The organism is Amycolatopsis thermalba (genome assembly GCF_003385215.1).
GTDB lineage: Bacteria > Actinomycetota > Actinomycetes > Mycobacteriales > Pseudonocardiaceae > Amycolatopsis_E > Amycolatopsis_E thermalba.
Map to the genome: position 1 here is coordinate 14,717 of NZ_PQHW01000005.1, position 19,390 is coordinate 34,106.

The window sequence follows — 19,390 nt, forward strand, 5'->3', positions numbered from 1 at the left end:
GACTGGATGAGTTATCGTTTCGTGATCTAGCTGTCCGGGCCCAGGCGGGTGACGAAGCTGAGCCGGTCACCGCGGAACAGCGACCGCACCCGCTCGAACGGCGTCCCGTCCGGTTCCCAGGACACGCGGTGCAGCAACAGCATCGGCAGGCCGGGCGGGGTGCCGACCAGCAGCGCCTCCCGCGGGGTGGCGAGCACGGTCTCCACGCGTTCCTCCGCGCCGGCGAAGACGACGCCGAGTTCGTCCCGCAGGCACGCGTACAGCGAGCCGGCCGGCTCGAAGACGTCCAGCAGGTCCGGGAAGCGGGCCGAGACCAGGAACGTGGACTCCAGGCCGACGCGTTCCCCGTCGGCGAGCAGCACCCGTTCCAGGTGGACGACCTCCGCGCCCGGCTCGATGTGCAGCTCGCGGGCCAGGTTCTCGTCCGCGGGCAGGTGTTCCAGCGTGATCAGCGCGCGGCCGGGGTCGACGCCCTGCTGTCGCAGGCCTTCGGTGTAGCTGACCAGGGCGAGGCGTTGCACCAGCTTGGGGCCCGCGACGAAGGTGCCGCTGCCCTGGCGGCGGCGCAACCTGCCGTCCAGCACCAGATCGGCGACGGCCTGCCGCACGCTGGCGCGCGAGACGTCGTACCGTTCGGACAGTTCGCGCTCGGTGGGGAGCGCGGCGCCTTCGCCCAGCTCGGCGATCAGCTCGAGCAGCCGGACCTTGAGCGCGTAGTACCGCGGGACGCGGCCGTGCTCCGGGATGCCCGCACGCACGGGCCGATCGGCGGACGCGGGCTCACCTGACACGGAACGCGAGCATACGGCAGCGTTGTGGCGGGCACCCGTGCCGCGTGCTGCGGCATACCGAGAGGTGCGGCCTGGCCACCCGCCACGACAAGCTTGCCTTCGACCGAGGCGCGCTGGTGATCAGTGCCGCACCAGTAGCCGGCTCATCAGCGGCAGGTGGTCCGACGCCGCCGGGTTCCCGTCGAGCACCCGCGTCACCAGCGGCGACACCGAGCGCGACGCGTAGACGTAGTCGATCCGCCGGTCCGGCGCCTCCGCCGGGTAGGTCGCCCCGCCGCCCTTGCCGGACACCGGCCAGGCGTCGGTGAAAGCCGCGTTCAGCGTGGCGATCTCCGGGGCCTCCGGGAGCGCGTTCAGATCACCCACGAGCACTGCCGGGGCGGTGTCGCCGATCAGCTCCGCGATCTGCCGCGTCTGCTCCAGGCGGTCGGTCTGCGCGCTGGCCGCCAGGTGCGTGTCGTACACGTGCACCGCCACCCCGCGCACGTCCACCACCGCGTGCAGCAGCCCGCGCTGCTCCTGGCCCGGCGAACGGAACAGGTACGTGTTCTCCCACGCGGTGATCGGGTAGCGGGACAGGATCGCGGTGCCGTACTGGATCCGCGGGCTGCCCGCGGCCGGCGGATCGCGGTCGATGTTCGCGCCGAAGACCACGTGGTAGCCGAGCATCCGGGCCAGCTCGCTCGCCTGGTCGGCCCAGTCGCTGCGCGCCGAGTAGTGCCGGTCCACCTCCTGCAGCCCGACCACGTCGGCGCCGCTGTCCCGGATCACCCCGGCCACGCGCGCGAGGTCGAGCACGTCGTCGGTGCCCTGCGCGTGGTGGATGTTGAAACTCAGCACGGACAGCACCCGCTGCCGCGGCTCGCTCGCGTTCGCGGGCAGCGCCGCCGCCAGGACTGCCGTCAGCATCAGCACGATCGTCACGATTCTGCGCACCCGGCGATCTTCGACCGGGCACATGAGGACGCGGTGAACGAGCGGCGAACGTTTCAACGCCGTCCGGCGTCGGGTGCCGTAGGACTTCCCGAACCGAGCCACCCCGCCGTCCAGCCGGCCGACCTGGTCCTGGCTGTCGCGTTCCCGTCCGAAGTGGACCCGGCCGGGGTCGGTGGTGATCGGGACGACGCTGCGGCTCACCGAAACCCGCGGCTCGCGGAGGTGGCCGTGCCGCGCCCACTCCGCGCGGAAGATCGCGGTCTGCTCGGCCTGCAGCTCGTCGAACGGCACCCCGGTGTCCTCGGTGAGCAGCGTCGAACTCATCAGGTTCAGTCCCTGCCCGGCGGCCAGTTCGCGGGAGGTTCCTGCCGCGGCACAGAACTCCCGCGGCTGACTACGACTCGCGCGCGTGAACGTGGAACTCGCGCGCGTGAACGTGGAACTCGCGCCCGCGAGCGGGGGACTCGCGGCGCAGAGCGTGGGACTCGCGGCGCAGAGCGTGGGACTCGCGCCCCCCACCGTGGGACTCGCGCCACCGAGCGTGGGACTCGCGTCCCCACCCATCTCCGCCCGGTCCGGCCAGGGCTGATGCAGCCTCCGAAACCCCGGTGTTGACACCTCGCCAAGCGGGTGTCACTATTCCCCGCAGCCCCTTGGAATCGTTTCCACCACGGAGCGTAACGAACTGGAAACGTTTCCAAGGCAACGGACGACGACGGAGCGACAATGACGTCTACACGGGCCACGCTGCTGCAGGTGGCCGAACGAGCCGGGGTGTCCCTGGCCTCGACCTCCCGTGCCCTGCACGGCACCGGCGCGAGCCCGGCCATGATCGAGCGCGTCCGGGCCGCCGCGGAGGAGCTGGGCTACAGCCCGGACGCCATCGGCCGGTCGCTGCGGATGAAGAAGACCTTCCAGATCGCCTTCGCGGTCGCCGACATCGGCAACCCGGTCTACGTCGAGATGATGCGCGCCATCCACGAGGTCCTCGCCCCGCACGGGTACCGCGTCGTGGTCATGACCACCGGCGACACCTCCACCTCGACCACCGACCTGGTCCGCAGCCTGAACAGCGGCTTCGTCGACGGCATGGTCATCAGCCCGCTGCGCACCGACGACCGCCTGATCGAGGCGATCCAGCAGGCCGCCGTCCCGGTCGTGGTCATCGGCCGCGCCCTGGACGCCCACGGCATCAGCTCGGTCTCCACCGACTCCGCGGGCGGCATCGGCCAGGCGGTCCGCCACCTGCAGGACCTGGGCCGCCGCCGGATCGGCTTCCTCAACGGCCCCCTCGACACCACCCCCGGCCAAGCCCGCCAGCGCGGCTTCCAGGAAGCCATCCGGGCCGACAGCCCCACCGAGATCGCCGAGGACTTCACCGTCGCCGCCGGCCTCACCGCCGCGCGCCGCCTCCTCACGAACGCCCCGGAACGCCTCGACGCCATCGTCGCGGCCAACGACCTGCTCGCCATCGGCGCCATCCACGCCATCCGCGAACTCGGGCTGTCCGTTCCCGGCGACATCGCGGTGACCGGCATGGACGACACCGAGATCGGCCGCGTCTTCCACCCGACCCTGACCAGCGTCTCGCTCGGCAGCACCGAGCGCGGCCGCGCCGCCGCGCAGCTCATGCTCCGCCTCGCCGACGACGACGGCCAGGACGCGCAGCAGGTCACGGTCGGCCCGGAGCTGATCGTGCGTGGTTCCACCGTTCCCGCCGCCGGCGGGCTCACCGAGGGAGGCCGGCGATGACCCTGGCCGCGGACACCCGCGCCCCCGCACCAGCCCCGGCGCCTCGCAAGCGCGGCAAGGGCACGATGGCCCGCTCCCGCCGCCGCGAGGCGATCGCGCTGGTGATGCCGTCGCTGATCCCGATCCTCGTGCTCAGCGTCGCGCCCCTGGTGATGGGCCTGGCCCTGGCGTTCACCGACGCCCGCCTGGTGCGCGACCCGGACTACGACTTCACCGGCATCGACAACTTCACCAAGCTCGCCGGCAACGCGTTCTTCTGGGACAGCCTGCGCATCGGTCTCATTTGGACCGTCGGCGTCACCCTGCTGCAGCTGGCCGCGTCGATGGGCCTGGCGCTGCTGCTCAACTCCGGACTGAAACTGCAGGGCCTGACCCGCGTCCTCGCGCTCATCCCGTGGGCCATGCCGCCGGTCGTCGTCGCGATCATGTGGCAGATGATCTACTCGGCCAACGGCGGCCCGCTCAACGCCTTCCTCGGCAGCGTCGGCCTGCCCGCCGACACCAACTGGCTCGGCGACTTCTCCACCGCCCTGCCCGCGGTGATCGTCGTCGGCGTGTGGGTCGGCATGCCGCAGACCACCGTCACGCTGCTGGCCGGCCTGCAGCAGATCCCCCAGGACCTGCACGAGGCCGCGGCGGTGGACCGCGCCGGCGCGTGGCGGCGGTTCACCGCGGTCACCTGGCCCAGCCTGCGGCCGATCGTCACCTCGATCACGTCGCTGAACTTCATCTGGAACTTCAACTCGTTCTCGCTGGTCTACGTCCTCACCGAGGGCGGGCCGGGCGGAAAGACGATGGTGCCGGTGCTCTTCATCTACCTCGAGGCGTTCAAGAACCGCAACATCGGCTACGCGGCGGCGATGGGCCTGGTGCTCGTGATCATCGTCGTGCTGCTGCTGGCGATCTACCTGCGGTCGCAGTTCCGCGACGACCGCGCCGAGCGGGGGCGGTGACGAGATGCGCGTCCTGCTCCGTCCCGCCCAGTACCTGGCGCTGGCGGCCTACATCCTGTTCCTCGGCTTCCCGCTGCTGTGGCTGATCTCGGCGTCGGTGAAGTCCTCCGGCGAGCTCAACTCGCTCTCCGTGAGCCTGCTGCCGCAGCAGTGGCACTGGGACAACTACTCCGACGCCCTGGACCGCCAGGGCCTGGTGCACTCGGCGGGCAACAGCCTGGTCGTGGCGCTGGTGTCCACCGCGCTGGTGATCCTCATCGCGCTGCCGGCGTCCTACGTGCTGGCCCGGCTCAAGGGCAAGATCCGCGCCGCCGGCGTCGGCTGGATCCTGGTGTCCCAGGTGTTCCCGGTGGTGCTGGTGATCCTGCCGCTGTTCCTGATCCTGCGCACCATCGGGCTGGCCGACAGCCTGGCCGGGCTGACGCTCGTGCACACCACCTACACGCTGCCGTTCGCGTTGTGGATGCTGCAGGGCTACGTCGCCGCCATCCCGGTCGACCTGGAGGAGGCCGGCGCGATGGACGGCGCCGGCCGGTGGACCGTGCTGCGCCGGATCGTCTTCCCGCTGCTGATGCCCGGCATCGTCGCCACGGCGATGTTCAGCTTCGTCTCCTCCTGGAACGAGTTCTTCTTCGCGCTGGTGCTGTTGCAGTCGCCGGAGAACTACACCCTGCCGATCACGCTGAACATGTTCATCGGCGGTGAGGGCAAGGTGTCCCTCGGACCGCTCGCCGCGGGCGCCGTGCTCGCCGCGATCCCCAGCATCGTCTTCTTCACCATCCTGCGCCGGAGGCTCACCAGCGGGCTGATGGCGGGGGCGGTGAAGGGATGAACCCTGAGAAAACGAAAGGTCGGTCAATGAAGTCTCGACGTGTGGTGGTGGCCGCGCTCGCGGCAGCCGCGAGCCTGCTGTTCACCGCGTGCTCCAGTGGCGGTGACAGCGCCGGCGGCCCGGTGACGCTGAAGTTCCAGTCCCTGTCCGACCAGCCCGCGGCCATCGCGGCGACGAACAAGATCGTCGACGACTGGAACAAGGCGCACCCCGACGTCAAGGTCGAGGTCGTGCAGGCCGGCTGGGACGGGGTCTACGACAAGCTGATCACCCAGTTCAACGCGGGCAGCGCGCCGGACGTCATCCACTACGAGGCGGCCGGGGTCGTCCCGTTCGCCAGGGACGGCTACCTCGCCGACCTCACGCCCTACCTGTCGGAGCAGAAGAAGACCGACATCCCCAAGGGCGTGCTGGACTCGGTGACCGTGGACAACCAGGTGATCGCCTACCCGACCGAGCTGCAGTCCTACGTGGTCTTCGCCAACCGCGCCCTGCTGCAGAAGGCCGGGGTCACCATCCCCACCGGCGACACGATGACCTGGGACCAGTTGCGCGAAATCGCCAGGGCGACCACCCGCGACGGCGCCTTCGGTCTCGGCTGGGGCCTGTCCAGCCCGACCGCCGCGATGGTCGCGCTCGCGCCCGGGTTCGGCGGCAAGTACTTCGACGGCACCGGCACCGACGCGAAGATCAGCGTCGGCCAGGGTGAGATGGCGCTGCCGCAGCTGGTGGACGCCATGGCCCACCAGGACAACTCGATCCTGCCGGTCACGCTGACCCAGTCCGGTTCCAAGGCGCTGGCGCCGTTCTACGCCGGGCAGACCGCGATGACGATCCAGGGTTCGTTCCAGGCCGCCAACATCGCCAAGGACGCGCCCGCCGGGTTCGACTGGATCGTGCTGCCGCCGCTGGCCGGCCCCGCCGGTCCCGCGCAGGCCGCCAACCCGCAGACGCTGTCGGTGAACAAGGACTCCGCGCACGTCAAGGAGGCCGCCGAGTTCATCGAGTTCTTCACCAGCACCGAGAACCTGGCCGCGCTCAACGAGGCCGACGCGCTGATCCCGGCGACCACCTCGGCCCGCGAGGCGCTGACCACCAAGCTCGGCGCGCAGAACGGCTGGAAGGAGATCCTGTCCTCGGGCCAGTACCTCACCTCCGCGCCGTACCTGTTCGTCGACAAGTACGCGCAGTGGAAGGACACCGTCGCGACCCCGGCCTACCAGAAGTTCCTGGCCAAGCAGATCGACGCGGCCGGCCTGTCGAAGGAACTCACCGACGGCTGGAACAGCATCAACCGGTGACCGACCGGTCCTCGACCATCGAGAAGGGAAACGTGAAGCCGGTGACCTGGCTGGAAGACCGAGCGGTGGCGGTGCTCACCGGCGCGGCCGTGGGGGACGCGCTGGGTGGCGCCACCGAGGGGTGGACCCCGGAACAGATCGAGGAACGCCACGGCGGCCGGGTGACCGGCATCGTCGGTCCGTGGTTCCCGAACTGGCGGGACGCGCGCCCGATCGCGCCGTACCACAAGGGGGACGGGCACGTCACCGACGACACCCTGATGACCCGCGCGCTCGTCGAGGTGTACGCGAAGCGCCGCGCGCACCTCGACGCGTACGCGATGGCCGAGGACCTGGTGCCGCTGATGATCGGCGAGCCGCGGTGGGTTCCCGAGCTGGAGTCCACCGCGCTGCTGCTGCAGCGGGTGTTCCTGGCGGAGAAGTGGATCGTCGCCCGGCTCCACTACGGGCACGTCGACCCGCGGGAGGCCGGGGTCGGCAACGTGGTCAACTGCGGCGCGGCGATGTACGTGGCGCCGGTCGGGCTCGCCAACGCCGGGGACCCGCGCGGTGCCTACGCGGAGGCGATCGACCTGACCGGCGCCCACCAGTCCAGCTACGGCCGGGAGGCGGCGGGCGTGTTCGCGGCGATGGTCGCGGCGTCGGTCGCCCCCGGCGCCACGCTGGACGACGTCGTCGCGGCCGCGCTCGACGTGGCGCACGACGGCACCGCCGCCGCGCTGCGGGCGGTGGTGGACGCCTTCGACGGCTGGACTTCCGCGCCGTCGGACGACGAGGAGGAGCGGGAGCTGGCCCGGCTGATCCGGGACACGGTCGCGCCGTACGACTCGGTGGGGCCGGAGTACCGGCAGATGTCGATGGACGCGCGGCGCCCGTCGCGCACCAAGTCGATCGAAGAGCTGCCGGCCGCGCTCGGGTTCGTGCTCGGCCACCGCGGCGACTACCGCGGCGCGGTGCTGGGCGCGGTGAACTACGGCCGGGACGCCGACTCGATCGCCGTGATGGCCGGCGCGGTGTGCGCCGGTCTCGGCGGCACCACGGCGGTGCCGGCGGAGTGGATCGACGCGATCGGCGAGGCGAGCCGCATGGACCTGCGGGAGACCGGCCGGCTGATGGCCTCGGCCGCGGCGGACATCCTGAAGGCCGACCGGGAACGCGCCCTGGCCCGGTTGCGGGCCCTGGACGAGCTCGACCAGGCGGGAGCCGGGTCGTGAGGCTGACCTGGGCCCAGCCCGAGGACCTGCTCGCGCACGAGCTGGTGCAGTCCGCTGTGGAGGGACGCGACGTCACCGCGATCCGCGACCGCTGGGTCGCGGCCGGTGGCGACCCGGTGCCCGCCGCCAGCGGAGCGGGTCCGAACCCGGCGCCGCCGGAACTGCGGGCCCTGGCGCGGAACCTGCTCGACGAGCTGGCCGCGCTGCCCACGCCACCGGCGCCGCACGAACCGGACGAGTGGGACGCGATCGTCGCGGTGCTGCCGCCCGCGCCGGAGCTGCCCGGCGGCAGCGGGCGCGTGCTGGACGCGTGGACCGGCCGCGCCGCTGGCTGCCTGCTCGGCAAGCCGGTCGAGAAGATCCCCCGCGAGGGCATCGAGGAGATCCTGCGCGCCACCGGCCGCTGGCCGCTCGACCGGTGGTTCACCGCGGTGGGCCTGCCGGACGAGGTCGCGCGGCGGTGGCCGTGGAACCGCCGCTCCGCCCCGACCTCGCTGGAGGAGAACATCGACGGGATGCCGGAGGACGACGACCTCAACTACCCGATGCTCGCGCTCACGCTCCTGGAGCAGCGCGGCCGCGGGTTCACCACCGACGACGTCGCCCAGCTGTGGCTGGACAACCTGCCCGCCGGGCGGGTGTTCACGGCCGAGCGGGCCGCCTACCGCAACATCCTCGACGCCCGCCCGGTGCCCGAGACCGCCACGCACCACAACCCGTTCCGCGAGTGGATCGGCGCGCTCATCCGGACCGACGTGTTCGGCTGGGTCTCGCCCGGCGACGTGCGGGCCGCGGCCCGGCTGGCCTGGACCGACGCGCGCCTGAGCCACACCCGCAACGGCGTCTACGGCGCGATGTGGGCCGCCGCGCTCGCGTCGGCGTCGATGGTGTGCGGCACCGTCGACGAGGTCCTCGACGCCGCGGAAACCGTGGTTCCGCCGGACAGCCGGCTGGCGCGGGCCGTCCGGTTCGGACGGTCGCTGGCCGGTCTGGGCACCAGCGCGGGACTGGACCGCCTGCACGCCGAATACGGTCACCTGCACTGGGTCCACGTCCTCAACAACGCCGCCGTGATCGCCTTCGCCCTCGCCGGGGGTGGCGGCGAGTTCGGGCCGAGCGTGTCCATCGCCGTCACCGCGGGCTGGGACACCGACTCCGCGGCCGCCACCGTCGGCGGGGTCGTCGGCGCCCTGCACGGCGTGCCCGAGCAGTGGGCGAAACCGCTGGACAACCGCATCGCGACGTCCCTGCCCGGCGGGGAGCGGCGCATCACCGACCTGGCGGCCCGCACGGCCGCCCTGACCGTGGAACGAGGTGCCGCATGACCGGGCAGGTCGTGGTCGTCGGCTCGGCCAACGTCGACCTCGTCGTCGACGTGCCGCGCCATCCCGGCGGCGGGGAGACCATCCTCGGCGGCGACCTGCGCCGCACTCCCGGCGGCAAGGGCGCCAACCAGGCCGTCGCCGCCGCGCGCGCCGGGGGAGCGGAGACCACGTTCGCCGGCGCGCTGGGCACCGACGAGTCCGCGGAGCTGCTGCTGACCTCGCTGGAGCGGGCCGGGGTCCGGACCGATCTGGTGTCGCGTGTGGACGCTCCCACCGGCACCGCGCTGATCACCGTTTCGCCTGATGGCGAGAACGCGATCGTCGTCGCGCCGGGTGCCAACGCGCGCCTGGAGCTGACCGCCGCCCAGGTCGAGCGGATCGCGCACGCCGACGTCGTGCTGGCCCAGCTGGAGATCCCGCTCGGCACCGTCCGCGCGGCCGCCGCCGCGCGACGCCCCGGCGCCGTGATGGCCCTCAACGCCGCGCCGTCCCGGGACCTGCCCGCGGACCTCTGGGACGCGCTGGACCTGCTCGTCGTCAACGAGCACGAGGCCGCCGACCTCGCGCACACCGACGGCACCCCGGAGGACCTCGCCAAGGTGCTCCTGGAGCGCGTGCCCGCCGTCGTCATCACCCTCGGCGCCGACGGTTCCCTGGTCGCCGAACGCGACCGGCCCACCGTGCGGGTGCCGGGGATTCGCGTGGAGGCCGTCGACACGACCGGCGCCGGGGACACCTTCTGCGGTGTGCTCGCCGCCGGGCTGGCCCGCGGCCTGGCCCTGCCCGAGGCGGCCCGGCTCGCCGGTGTCGCGGCCGCGCTCGCGGTCACCCGGCCCGGCGCGCAGGACGCCGTCCCCACCGCCGCGGAGGTCGAGGAGAGCTCGCGATGACCTACACCTTCGACCCGCTCGTGCCGCGCCCGATCGACCGGCCCACCGACGTCCCGCTCGGCCCGCTCACCGAGGAGCAGCTGATCGCGCTGGACGAGGCGAAGATCTTCGCCGGCCCGCCGGACCCGGCCGACCGCCCAGCGTGGCGGGAACGGCTGCGCGAGTGGCGCGAGGACGCCCGCCGCCGACACGGCTACACCGGCGCCGCCTACGAGCGGCCGGGCGCGGCGTGGGCGGCGCGGTGCCGCACCGTCGCGCAGGTGTGGCTGTGGGACGAGCTGCTGTACGACTTCGAGCAGGGCCGGTTCACGCCCGAGCGGTTCCTCGCCGACGCGCGGGAGCGGTTGGCCGGGCTGGACGCGGTCGTGCTGTGGCACGCCTACCCGGTGATCGGCCTGGACGACCGCAACCAGTGGGACTTCTACCGCGACGTGCCCGGGCTGACCGATCTCGTGCGGCAGTTCCACGACGCCGGCCTGCACGTGTTCGTCGACTACAACCCGTGGGACGTCGGCACCCGCCGCGGCGGCGACGACCTCACCGAGCTGGCCTCTCTGGTCGCCGACCTCGGCGCGGACGGTGTCTTCCTGGACACCCTGAAGAAGGCCGAACCGGAGTTCGTCGAGGCCCTGGAGCGGGCCAGGCCGGGGATCGTGCTGGAGGGCGAGTCGAAGCTGCCGGTCGAGCGCATCGAGGACCACGCGTCGTCGTGGGCGCAGTTCTTCGCCGACTCGCCGGTGCCCGGTGTGCTGCGCGCGCACTGGTACGAGCGGCGGCACATGCAGCACCACGTCCGCCGCTGGCACCGCGACCACACCGAGGAGCTGCAGTCGGCGTGGCTCAACGGCGTCGGCGTGATGGTGTGGGAGGTCGTCTTCGGCGTGTGGGTCGGCTGGTCGCGCCGGGACGCGGCGACCGTGCGGCGCATGGTCACCGTCCAGCGCGCGGCCGAGGAGCTGCTGCTGCACGGGGAGTGGACGCCGCTGGCGGAACTGGCGCCCGGCGCCGAGGAAGCCGGGGTGTACGGCTCCCGCTGGGACCTCGGTGACCAGACACTGTGGACGGTCGTCAACCGGAGCGACCAGGACTACACCGGACCGGTCGCTCCCGGAATTCCGTTGCTGGGTCCGGGTGTGCCGGCGCGGGGGATCGCGGCGTTCCTGCGTTCGGGGACGGAACCGGCGTGGGTGAAGGACCTGCCGGACGTGCCGCACGACCCCGACGCCCGGTTCCCGCACCGCCTCGCCGTGCGCAAACAGCCGGCTCGCAGCAGCGGCACGCCCGCCCCGGACGCGGTGGTCGTGCCGGCCGGGCCGTACGTGCTGACCGTCCGCTACCGCGCTCGCGAAACCGGGATGTATCAGGGCGCGCCGTACGTCGGCGAGTGGAAGCCGCTGCCGCCCCGGCTGCACGACGCGCGGACCCTGCAACGGGACGGCGTGCTCGCCAACCCGGTGGCCGTCGCCGCGACCGAGGTGACCAACGCCGAGTTCACCGAGTTCCTGGAGCGGACCGGCTACCGGCCCGCGCAGCCGCACCGGTTCCTGGCCTGGAACACCGACCCGGACGCGCCGGTGACCCATGTGGATCTCGACGACGCCCGCGCGTACTGCGCGTGGCGCGGCGGGCGGCTGCCCACCGAGGACGAATGGCAGCTCGCGGGCGAGACCGGCCGGCTGCGCCGCGGCGAACCGGCCGTGTGGAACTGGACCGAGAGCGAGCACTCCGACGGCCGCACCCGGTTCGTGATGCTCAAGGGCGGCTGCGACTACCACGCGGAAGGCTCCGACTGGTACGTCGAAGGCGGCCGCCGCGACCCGGACTACAGCGTGAAGCTGCTCCTGCCCGGGCTCGGCCTGGCGCGCAGCGCGTCGGTCGGGTTCCGGTGCGCGTGGGACCTGCCGGAGGTGACCGCGTGACCGTTTCCCGCGACCCCGCCGCCGGGGCACTCGCCGGGTTGCGCGTCGTCGACGCCGCCACCCTCTTCGCCGGGCCGATGGCCGCCATGCACCTGGGCGACATGGGCGCCGAGGTGATCAAGGTCGAGCACCCGCGGCGGCCGGATCCGGCACGCAACCACGGCGTCGCCAAGGACGGCGTCAACCTGTGGTGGAAGACGCTCGGCCGCAACAAGCGCACGATCACCGCCGACCTCGGCAAACCCGGCGGCCGCGAGGTGTTCCTGAAGCTGGCCGAGCGGTCGGACGTGATCATCGAGAACTTCCGGCCCGGCACGCTGGAGCGCTGGGACCTGGGCTACGACGAGCTGTCGGCGCGCAACCCGCGGCTGGTGCTCGCCCGCGTCACCGGGTTCGGGCAGATCGGGCCGTACCGGCGGCGGCCCGGGTTCGGCACGCTCGCCGAGGCGATGAGCGGGTTCGCGGCCGCCACCGGGGAACCGGACGGGCCGCCGACGCTGCCGCCGTTCGGGCTCGCCGACGGCATCGCCTCGCTCGCCACCGCCTACGCGATCATGGTGGCGCTCTCGGCGCGGGAACGGACCGGGCGCGGGCAGGTGGTCGACACCGCGATCGTCGAGCCGATCCTGGCGATGCTCGGGCCGCAGATCACGCGGTGGGACCAGCTGCGTTCGGTGCAGCCGCGCACCGGCAACCGGTCGGTGAACAACGCGCCGCGCAACACCTACCGCACCGGCGACGGGCAGTGGGTCGCGGTGTCCACGTCGGCGCAGTCGATCGCCGAGCGCGTGATGCGGCTGGTGGGACGGCCCGACCTGATCGACGAGCCGTGGTTCGCCAGCGGCGCCGAGCGCGCGAAGCACGCCGACGAGCTGGACGAGGCGGTGGGCGCGTGGATCGGGCGGCACACGCGCGACGAGGTGGTCGCCGAGTTCGAGGCGGCGCAGGCCGCGGTGGCGCCGATCTACGACGCCGCGGACATCGTCGAGGACCCGCAGTTCCGCGCGCTGGGCACCATCCACGAGATCGAGGATCCGGAGCTGGGGCCGACGCTCATGCAGGGGCCGATCTTCCGGCTGTCCGGCCACGACGGGGTCGTCGCGCACACCGGGCGGGCGCACGGCGCCGACACCGACGAGGTGCTGGGGGAGCTGGGTTTCCCGGCGGACGAGGTGGCGCGGATGCGTGCGGAGGGGGCGGTATGAGCGCGCCGGCGTTGACCCTGCTGTACGTGCCCGCCGACCGGCCGGACCGGGTGGCGAAGGCGCTGGATTCGGCGGCGGACGTCGTGCTCGTCGACCTGGAGGACGCCGTCGCGCCGTCGCGCAAGGACGAGGCGCGGGCCCACGCCGTGCGGTTGCTGTCGGAGCCGCTCGGGCGGCGGGTGCAGGTGCGGATCAACCACGCGAGCACCCCCTGGCACACGGCGGACCTGGCGGCACTGGCGGGCCTGCCGGCCGCGGTGGGCGCGCGGATCCCGAAGGTCGAGTCACCGGAGGAGATCCGCGCGCTGGCCGGCGCGTTGCCCGGTCGCGAGCTGCACCCGCTCATCGAATCCGCGCTCGGCGTCGAGCGGGCGCTGGAGATCGCGACGGCGTCGCCGCAGGTCGCCTCGATCGGCCTCGGCGAGGCTGATCTGCGGTCCGACCTGGGCGTGACCGACGAGGCGGGGCTGGCCTGGGCGCGCAGCCGGGTCGTGGTCGCCGCACGGGCGGCGCGCCTGGTCCCACCGGTCATGTCGGCGTACACCAACGTGCGCGACCTCGACGGGCTGGCGGCGTCCTGCCGGGCCGGGCGGGCGCTGGGATTCCGCGGCCGGACGGCCATCCACCCGGCCCAGCTGGACACGATCCGGGCCGCGTTCCTGCCCAGCGCCCAGGAAGTCTCCCGGGCCCGCGAGGTGCTGTCCCGTTTGGACGACGCCACCGCGGCCGGCGTGGGAGCGATCGCCCTGACCGACGGCACGTTCCTGGACGTCGCGATGCTGGAACAGGCCCGCACTGTGCTCGCGCTGGCGGGGGAACGGCCGGACGTCACGGCCTGATCCCCGGGTTTTCCGGGCACGGAGGAGCATCGAGGTCACCTCGACCGGGGCGTATCAGCAACGCATCCAGACGCACCTCCGTGCCTGACGCCATCGGCTCGAGCAGCTGGGACGGCTGTGACCGACCCGGCCACGGCTGCGCTGCCCGGCTGGGCACTGGGGCCGTGGCTGGGGGTGGTCTGCGTGCGCGGCGGTGGCCGCTGGGCTGTTCGCGCCGCGGCCGGGCGGCTGGGCTGGACGCTGGGGCTGGGCCGTCCGCGCGGATGAGCCCGCCCGGCCGTGGCCGGGCGGGCTGAGAAGCCTGCCGCCGAAACCGGCAGCGGCGTCTCGATCGCACCTGCTTCAACGGCCGATCACCTCCGCTCAGCTCTGCCCGGCCCCGCCGCCTTGCGTCGCCGCTTCACGACGGCGCAGGGCGGTTTTCGTGGCATGGCCGTGCCGTCCGCGGCGGACCCAGGCCGCTTCGCGGCGCGGTCGTGCCCTCCCGCGGCGGTGCTGCGCCGCCCGACGGTGGTGCCGGGCCGCTTGGCTGGGCGGTGGTGGCGTGCCGCGGTGGCGCCGGGCCGCTTCGTGGCGCGGTCGTGCTCTCCCGCGGCGGTGCTGCGCCGCCCGACGGTGGTGCCGGGCCGCTTGGCTGGGCGGTGGTGGCGTGCCGCGGTGGCGCCGGGCCGCTTCGTGGCGCGGTCGTGCCGCCCCGCTGGTGCGGCTCCGCCGGCCAGCCACCGGCGGCGGAGGCAGTCGCCCTGCGCCCGCTCGGACCCGGTGGTGGCTTCTCGCTCATACCCGGCCAGCCACCCGCCGCCGGGACACTCGCCGCCAGCAGTCCTGCCGGACTCCCCTCAGGCGCGGCGGCCCAGGAATGCCAGCATCCGCGTCTGCTCGTCCGCGTCCGGCGGTGCCGTCACCTCCGGGCCGAAGAACCCCGGCCGCCGCACCACGTGCTGCCGCGCCCAGTCCGCCGCCAGCGCCACCAGGTCCGCGTCGAGCCGGACGTCCAGCTTCAGCGCGTGCCCGATGTCCCACGTGTGCACCACCGTGTCGGTGATCATCAACGGCACCACCGCGGCCAGCGGCACCTCGCCGATCCCGGTGATCCGCGTGGTCCGCGCCAGCGCCTCCCCGGTCAGCGCGGGCACCGACGCCGCCCGCGCCTCGCGCCACCTCGCCACCGGGTCGTCGCCGGCCAGCGTGCCCGGCGCCGGCGCGCCCGGCGCGCCCGTCCGCTCCGGGTCCGGCTCGCCGGTCGCCCACGCCCGCATCTGCCGCTGACCCCAGATCACGTGCCCGGCGACGTCCCGCACCGTCCACTCCGCACACATCGACGGCGCGTCCCACCGCTCGTCCGGCACCGCCGCCAGCACCGCGTCCAGCCCGTCCTGCGCCCGCCGGTACCGTTCCATCAGCTCCATCGCCGACTCCTTTCCTCGATACCCCGAGGACGAACGGCGGCGGCCGGACTCGACACCCCACGGGCGCGAATTCTGGACCCTCCCGTCGCTGGAGGCCTTAGGTTGGCGGTCATGACGCCCTGCGCCGAGTGCGGAGCACCCGGGAAACCGTGTGCGGAGCTGTTCCACACCGTGCTGGCACTGGACCACTCCCGGCGCCCACCGTGGGGACCGCTGCACGGCGTCACCGTCGCCTGCTTCCTGCTCCAGCACCCCAGCCGGCTGCCGGAGCGGGACCGGGCCCGCGTCTGGCAGGTCCTGCGCACCTACCTCGACGAAGGCGCCACCGGCCTCGCGACGCTCACCGCCCGGGCGCGCCGCGCCAACTCGCACCGGAACCGGCGCGCCGCAGCTCCCGGTGCGCCGCCTCCGCCGCCCGGACCGGCGCCCACGTCGTTCAGCGTCACCATCGCCGATGTCGCCCAGGACGGCACGTTCCCCGCCGCCGGCTTCCCGGAACGCGTCCGCGCCTGGGCGCTGGTCACCGTCACCGCCTGGGGCAACGGCTGACACGCGACTACCGCAGCGCGTCCACCACCCGGGAAGCCGCCTCGGCGAGCAGCTTGTTGTCGTGCTCGGCATCCGGGGTGCCGCGGCTCGACATCAGCGCCAGCACGATCGGCGCGCCCGTCGGCGGCCAGATCACCCCGATGTCGTTGCGCGTGCCGTAGTCACCGGTGCCCGTCTTGTCCGCCACCGGCCACTCCGACGGCACCCCGGCGCGGATCAGCTCCGCCCCGGTCCGGTTCCGGCGCATGATCCCCACCAGCAGGTCGCGCTTGTCGGCGGGCAACGCGTCTCCCAGGAGGAACGCCCGCAGGCTGCCGGCCATCGCGCGCGGGGTGCTCGTGTCCCGGATGTCGCCGGGGATGGCCGAGTTCAGCTCGACCTCGAGCCGGTCCGGATGGGTCGTCGTGTCGCCGATCTCGCGCAGCACCGCCGCCAGGCCCGCCGGGCCGCCGACCTCGGCGAACAGCAGGTTCGCCGCCGTGTTGTCGCTCTGCAGCAGCGCCGCCTCGGCGGCCTCGCACACCGTCACGCTCCGCCGGTCCTTCGTGATCGGCGAGTTCGGCTGGATGTCCGCATCGGTGTAGGTCACCACCTTGTCCAGATCGACGTTGCGCCGCAGCACCGCGCCCGCCAGCAGCGACTTGATCGCCGACGCGTAGTTGAACCGCTCGTCGGCCCGGTGCGCGATCTCCCGCCCGGTCCCGGTGTCGATCGCGTACACCCCGAGGCGCGAGTCGAACCGCGACTCCAGATCGGCGAAGGACACCTGCGGCACCTGCGCCGCGGGCGAAGCGGGGGGTGGCGGCGGTGGCGCGGCAGCACACGCACCCACCAGGCCGAACACGAGCAGAACCACCACGGCACGAAGAGTTCGAACAACCATGGCCCCAGCCTTCCGCGTCCACTCGATACCGTCGAAGACCAAAACGAAGGTTTCCATGCGGATCCGGCATAAGATGCCCGGTGTGGATCTCGTCGGTGCCTGCCGGGCGTTCGTCAGCGTCAGCGAGCGGGGCAGCTTCACCCTCGGCGCGGCCGCCGCCGGCATCCCCCAGCCGGTCGCCAGCCGGCGCATCGCCGCGCTCGAACAGCACCTCGGCGACCGCCTCTTCGACCGCTCCACCCGGCGTGCCGTGCTGACCCCGTTCGGCCGCGACGTGCTCCCCGCCGCCGCGCGGCTGGTCCGCCTCGCCGACGCCTTCGAACACGACGCCCGCCGCGCACGCCGCCGCCCGTTGCGGCTCGCCGTCCCGGACTGGTGCTCCGCCCGCGACCTCGCGCACCTGGACGCCGAGGCCCGTGACCACGACCTCGTCCTCGACTTCCGTCCCGCCCCGCCCGCCGAACGCGTCGGTCTCGTCCGCACCCAGCAGGTCCGCGCCGCCCTCACCGCGGTCCCGGCCGACGAGGCCTGCTGGCAGGTGCCCCTCGGCGTGGCCGCCGCCGTGCCACCCGCCGCGCACACCGTCTACCTGGAAACGCTGCGCGTCGGCCGCGGCGAGGACGGCCCGGCGCGGCGCGTGTGGCTGCAGCCCGAGGACGACGTGCCGCACATCCGGGACCGGCTGCTCCACCTGCGCGACGCGCTCGGCCTGCGGCCCTCGCAGGTCGTCACCGCGGAGTCCCTGGTCACCGCGGTCGCCGACGTCCTCGGTTCCGCCGACCTGCTGCTCTGCTCGGCCGCGCAGGCCGCGGACCTGGACTTGCACTGGCGGCCGCTCGGCGAGCTGCGGCTGGTCCGCGGCTACGCCCTGGCCGTGACGTACAGTGACGACACCGAGCGCCTGCGGCCGCTGTCGCGGTCGATCGGCCGATGCCTGGGGGAGACGTGAGCACCGAAGCGCTGCTGCGCGAGCTGCGGGACCTGCTCGACGACGCGGGGCTGCGCGGCTCGTTCCTGGTGCGGGACCTGCGCGGCGGCGAGGAGATCGCGATCGAGCCGGACGCGCAGTGGCCGTCCGCGTCGCTGGTCAAGATCCCGCTCGCGGTCGCCACGCTGGAACGGATCCGGCTCGGCGAACTCGACGGCGCCGCCACGCTGGACATCGAGCCCGGCCGCATCACCACGCCCGGGCCGACCGGGCTGAGCCGGTTCCGCCACCCGGCGCGCGTCGCGGTCGACGACCTCCTCTACCTCAGCACGGCGATCAGCGACGGTGTCGCGGCCGACGCCCTGTTCGGTCTCACCCCGCCGCCGGAGGTGGCGCGGATCCTCAAGGGGTTCGGCGTCGAGGGCATCACCGTCCGGCATCCGATGCAGGAGCTGGCCGACACGCCCGCGGAGCGCTTCGACCGCGGCGAGGTGCACCTGGCCTACGCGCTGGCCGTCGACGCGGGCACCGCCGGGCGCGGGCACCGCATCCCGCAGCTGGACGTGACGCGGGCGAGTTCCGGTTCGGCCCGGGCGTTCGCGGACCTGCTGCAGGCGCTGTGGACGCCGTCGGCGATTCCGGCCGGAGTCGCCGCGCGGGTGCGGGAACTGATGCGGCACAACGTGGTCCGGCACCGGCTGGCGCCGGACTTCGTCTCCGACGCGACGGTCTGGTCGTCCAAGACCGGCACGCTGCTGACGCTGCGGCACGAGATCGGGGTGGTCGAACACGCCGACGGGCAGGCGTTCGCGGTGGTGGCACTGACCGAATCCCGCGTGGCGGCCGCGCAGCAGCCCGGCGCGGAGGCGGTGATGGCGCGGGTGGCGCGCCGGCTGCGGGACCAGCTGCGCCTCGGCCACTGACCAGCCACTACGCCAGGTGGATGCGACACGAGTGGCTGAGTGGCTCAGCCACTTGGCCAGTGGTGCCCGAGGTGGCACTGGTCGAGTGGCTTGACCACTGGGCCTGTCGAGTGAAGGAGGAATGGTCCAGTGGTTCAGCCACTTAGCCACTCGGCCACGCATCCAGTCGGCCCTCGGCTTCTGCGAAAGTGGCTGGGTGGTCCAGTGGCTCAGCCACTGGACCACCCGGGTAGCTGGACAGGCGCCCGGTTGCCCCGTCGGGCGGCGAGGCCGGGCGGGCGCTAGCCCAACGCCACGCGTAGCGCCCGTCCCATCGCGGAGGAGTCGTGGTTGGGCTCCACGCCGTCGACGATCAGTACCGTGCCCGGGAGGTGGTCGGCGCGCAACGGCACGATCTCCTGGTACGCGGGCGAGTCGTACCAGGCTCGGGCGTCCTCGACGGTCGGGAAGCCGAGCATCACCAGGTGGCCCGGCCACTCACCCTCGCGGACCTCGACCGGCGCGCCGTGCACCAGGAACCGCCCGCCGAACGGGTCCAGCGTCGCCTGGATGCGCTCCAGGTACTCGGCCACGTCGGGGTGCGGCTCGGCGGGCAGCAGGTGGGCCAGTGCGTAGGCGGTCATCGGATCCGTCCTTTCCGGAAGTGATGACCCCATCCTGCGGCGGCCCGCGCCGGGCGTCGATTACCTCGCAGGTAACGTCAGGACGTCGCCGGCGCCTGCTGCGAGCCGCACGTCACGA

Annotated in this window: 19 protein-coding genes; 14 read left to right on the forward strand and 5 right to left on the reverse strand. The window is 73.3% G+C overall.

The window, feature by feature from the left end:
• Positions 1–26: 26 nt before the first annotated feature.
• Positions 27–791 carry a GntR family transcriptional regulator gene (locus D0D15_RS03485; RefSeq protein WP_094005152.1) on the reverse strand — a complete coding sequence of 255 codons (765 nt, stop codon included), beginning with the start codon at positions 789–791 and terminating at the stop codon, positions 27–29.
• A 120-nt stretch (positions 792–911) separates the two neighbouring features.
• Complete coding sequence (locus D0D15_RS03490; RefSeq protein WP_233157223.1) at positions 912–2,051, reverse strand: endonuclease/exonuclease/phosphatase family protein; 1,140 nt, start codon at positions 2,049–2,051, stop codon at positions 912–914.
• A gap of 402 nt (positions 2,052–2,453) precedes the next feature.
• Here D0D15_RS03490 and D0D15_RS03500 point away from each other — a divergent pair, with 402 nt between their 5' ends.
• The 11 genes from D0D15_RS03500 to D0D15_RS35805 all read left to right on the forward strand — a co-directional run bounded on the left by D0D15_RS03500 (position 2,454) and on the right by D0D15_RS35805 (position 14,224).
• Complete coding sequence (locus tag D0D15_RS03500) at positions 2,454–3,479, forward strand: LacI family DNA-binding transcriptional regulator (RefSeq protein WP_094005150.1); 1,026 nt, start codon at positions 2,454–2,456, stop codon at positions 3,477–3,479.
• Complete coding sequence (locus D0D15_RS03505) at positions 3,476–4,432, forward strand: carbohydrate ABC transporter permease (protein ID WP_115944232.1); 957 nt, start codon at positions 3,476–3,478, stop codon at positions 4,430–4,432. Before D0D15_RS03500 ends, D0D15_RS03505 begins: the two co-directional genes overlap by 4 nt.
• Positions 4,433–4,436: 4 nt before the next feature.
• Positions 4,437–5,264, forward strand: coding sequence for a carbohydrate ABC transporter permease (locus D0D15_RS03510; protein ID WP_094005148.1), 828 nt, complete (start codon positions 4,437–4,439; stop codon positions 5,262–5,264).
• A gap of 26 nt (positions 5,265–5,290) precedes the next feature.
• Positions 5,291–6,565 (forward strand): ABC transporter substrate-binding protein, encoded by a 1,275-nt coding sequence (locus tag D0D15_RS03515; protein WP_167481446.1) that lies wholly within the window; start codon positions 5,291–5,293, stop codon positions 6,563–6,565.
• The gene (locus tag D0D15_RS03520) at positions 6,562–7,779 is read left to right on the forward strand and encodes an ADP-ribosylglycohydrolase family protein (RefSeq protein ID WP_233157222.1); all 1,218 of its coding nucleotides are present in this window, start codon (positions 6,562–6,564) and stop codon (positions 7,777–7,779) included. Before D0D15_RS03515 ends, D0D15_RS03520 begins: the two co-directional genes overlap by 4 nt.
• Positions 7,776–9,104, forward strand: a complete 1,329-nt coding sequence (locus tag D0D15_RS03525; RefSeq protein ID WP_094005146.1) for an ADP-ribosylglycohydrolase family protein — start codon at positions 7,776–7,778, stop codon at positions 9,102–9,104. The genes D0D15_RS03520 and D0D15_RS03525 overlap by 4 nt, the downstream gene beginning before the upstream one ends.
• Positions 9,101–9,994 (forward strand): ribokinase, encoded by an 894-nt coding sequence (locus D0D15_RS03530; protein WP_094005145.1) that lies wholly within the window; start codon positions 9,101–9,103, stop codon positions 9,992–9,994. Before D0D15_RS03525 ends, D0D15_RS03530 begins: the two co-directional genes overlap by 4 nt.
• The gene (locus D0D15_RS03535) at positions 9,991–11,913 is read left to right on the forward strand and encodes an SUMF1/EgtB/PvdO family nonheme iron enzyme (protein WP_115944233.1); all 1,923 of its coding nucleotides are present in this window, start codon (positions 9,991–9,993) and stop codon (positions 11,911–11,913) included. Before D0D15_RS03530 ends, D0D15_RS03535 begins: the two co-directional genes overlap by 4 nt.
• Positions 11,910–13,118 (forward strand): CaiB/BaiF CoA transferase family protein, encoded by a 1,209-nt coding sequence (locus tag D0D15_RS03540; RefSeq protein ID WP_094005143.1) that lies wholly within the window; start codon positions 11,910–11,912, stop codon positions 13,116–13,118. The genes D0D15_RS03535 and D0D15_RS03540 overlap by 4 nt, the downstream gene beginning before the upstream one ends.
• The gene (locus D0D15_RS03545; RefSeq protein ID WP_094005142.1) at positions 13,115–13,957 is read left to right on the forward strand and encodes an HpcH/HpaI aldolase/citrate lyase family protein; all 843 of its coding nucleotides are present in this window, start codon (positions 13,115–13,117) and stop codon (positions 13,955–13,957) included. The genes D0D15_RS03540 and D0D15_RS03545 overlap by 4 nt, the downstream gene beginning before the upstream one ends.
• Positions 13,958–14,074: 117 nt before the next feature.
• Positions 14,075–14,224: a hypothetical protein gene (locus D0D15_RS35805; RefSeq protein WP_158224421.1), complete on the forward strand. Its 150-nt coding sequence runs from the start codon at positions 14,075–14,077 to the stop codon at positions 14,222–14,224.
• Positions 14,225–14,796: 572 nt separating this feature from the next.
• On the opposite strand, the gene D0D15_RS03550 is transcribed toward D0D15_RS35805, so the two are convergent.
• Positions 14,797–15,366 (reverse strand): TIGR03086 family metal-binding protein, encoded by a 570-nt coding sequence (locus D0D15_RS03550; protein WP_094005141.1) that lies wholly within the window; start codon positions 15,364–15,366, stop codon positions 14,797–14,799.
• A gap of 111 nt (positions 15,367–15,477) precedes the next feature.
• Here D0D15_RS03550 and D0D15_RS03555 point away from each other — a divergent pair, with 111 nt between their 5' ends.
• Positions 15,478–15,915: a DUF5946 family protein gene (locus D0D15_RS03555; protein WP_094005140.1), complete on the forward strand. Its 438-nt coding sequence runs from the start codon at positions 15,478–15,480 to the stop codon at positions 15,913–15,915.
• 7 nt (positions 15,916–15,922) lie between these two features.
• Here D0D15_RS03555 and bla read toward each other — a convergent pair whose 3' ends face one another.
• A complete protein-coding gene (gene bla, locus D0D15_RS03560) occupies positions 15,923–16,798 on the reverse strand; it encodes a class A beta-lactamase (RefSeq protein WP_094005203.1) in 876 nt (291 codons plus the stop codon).
• A gap of 73 nt (positions 16,799–16,871) precedes the next feature.
• Here bla and D0D15_RS03565 point away from each other — a divergent pair, with 73 nt between their 5' ends.
• A complete protein-coding gene (locus D0D15_RS03565; protein ID WP_094005139.1) occupies positions 16,872–17,747 on the forward strand; it encodes a LysR family transcriptional regulator in 876 nt (291 codons plus the stop codon).
• Positions 17,744–18,649, forward strand: coding sequence for a serine hydrolase (locus tag D0D15_RS03570; RefSeq protein ID WP_094005138.1), 906 nt, complete (start codon positions 17,744–17,746; stop codon positions 18,647–18,649). The genes D0D15_RS03565 and D0D15_RS03570 overlap by 4 nt, the downstream gene beginning before the upstream one ends.
• A 281-nt stretch (positions 18,650–18,930) precedes the next feature.
• On the opposite strand, the gene D0D15_RS03575 is transcribed toward D0D15_RS03570, so the two are convergent.
• Entirely contained in the window at positions 18,931–19,272 is a 342-nt protein-coding gene (locus D0D15_RS03575) for a DUF1330 domain-containing protein (RefSeq protein WP_094005137.1), read from the reverse strand.
• Positions 19,273–19,390 lie beyond the last annotated feature (118 nt).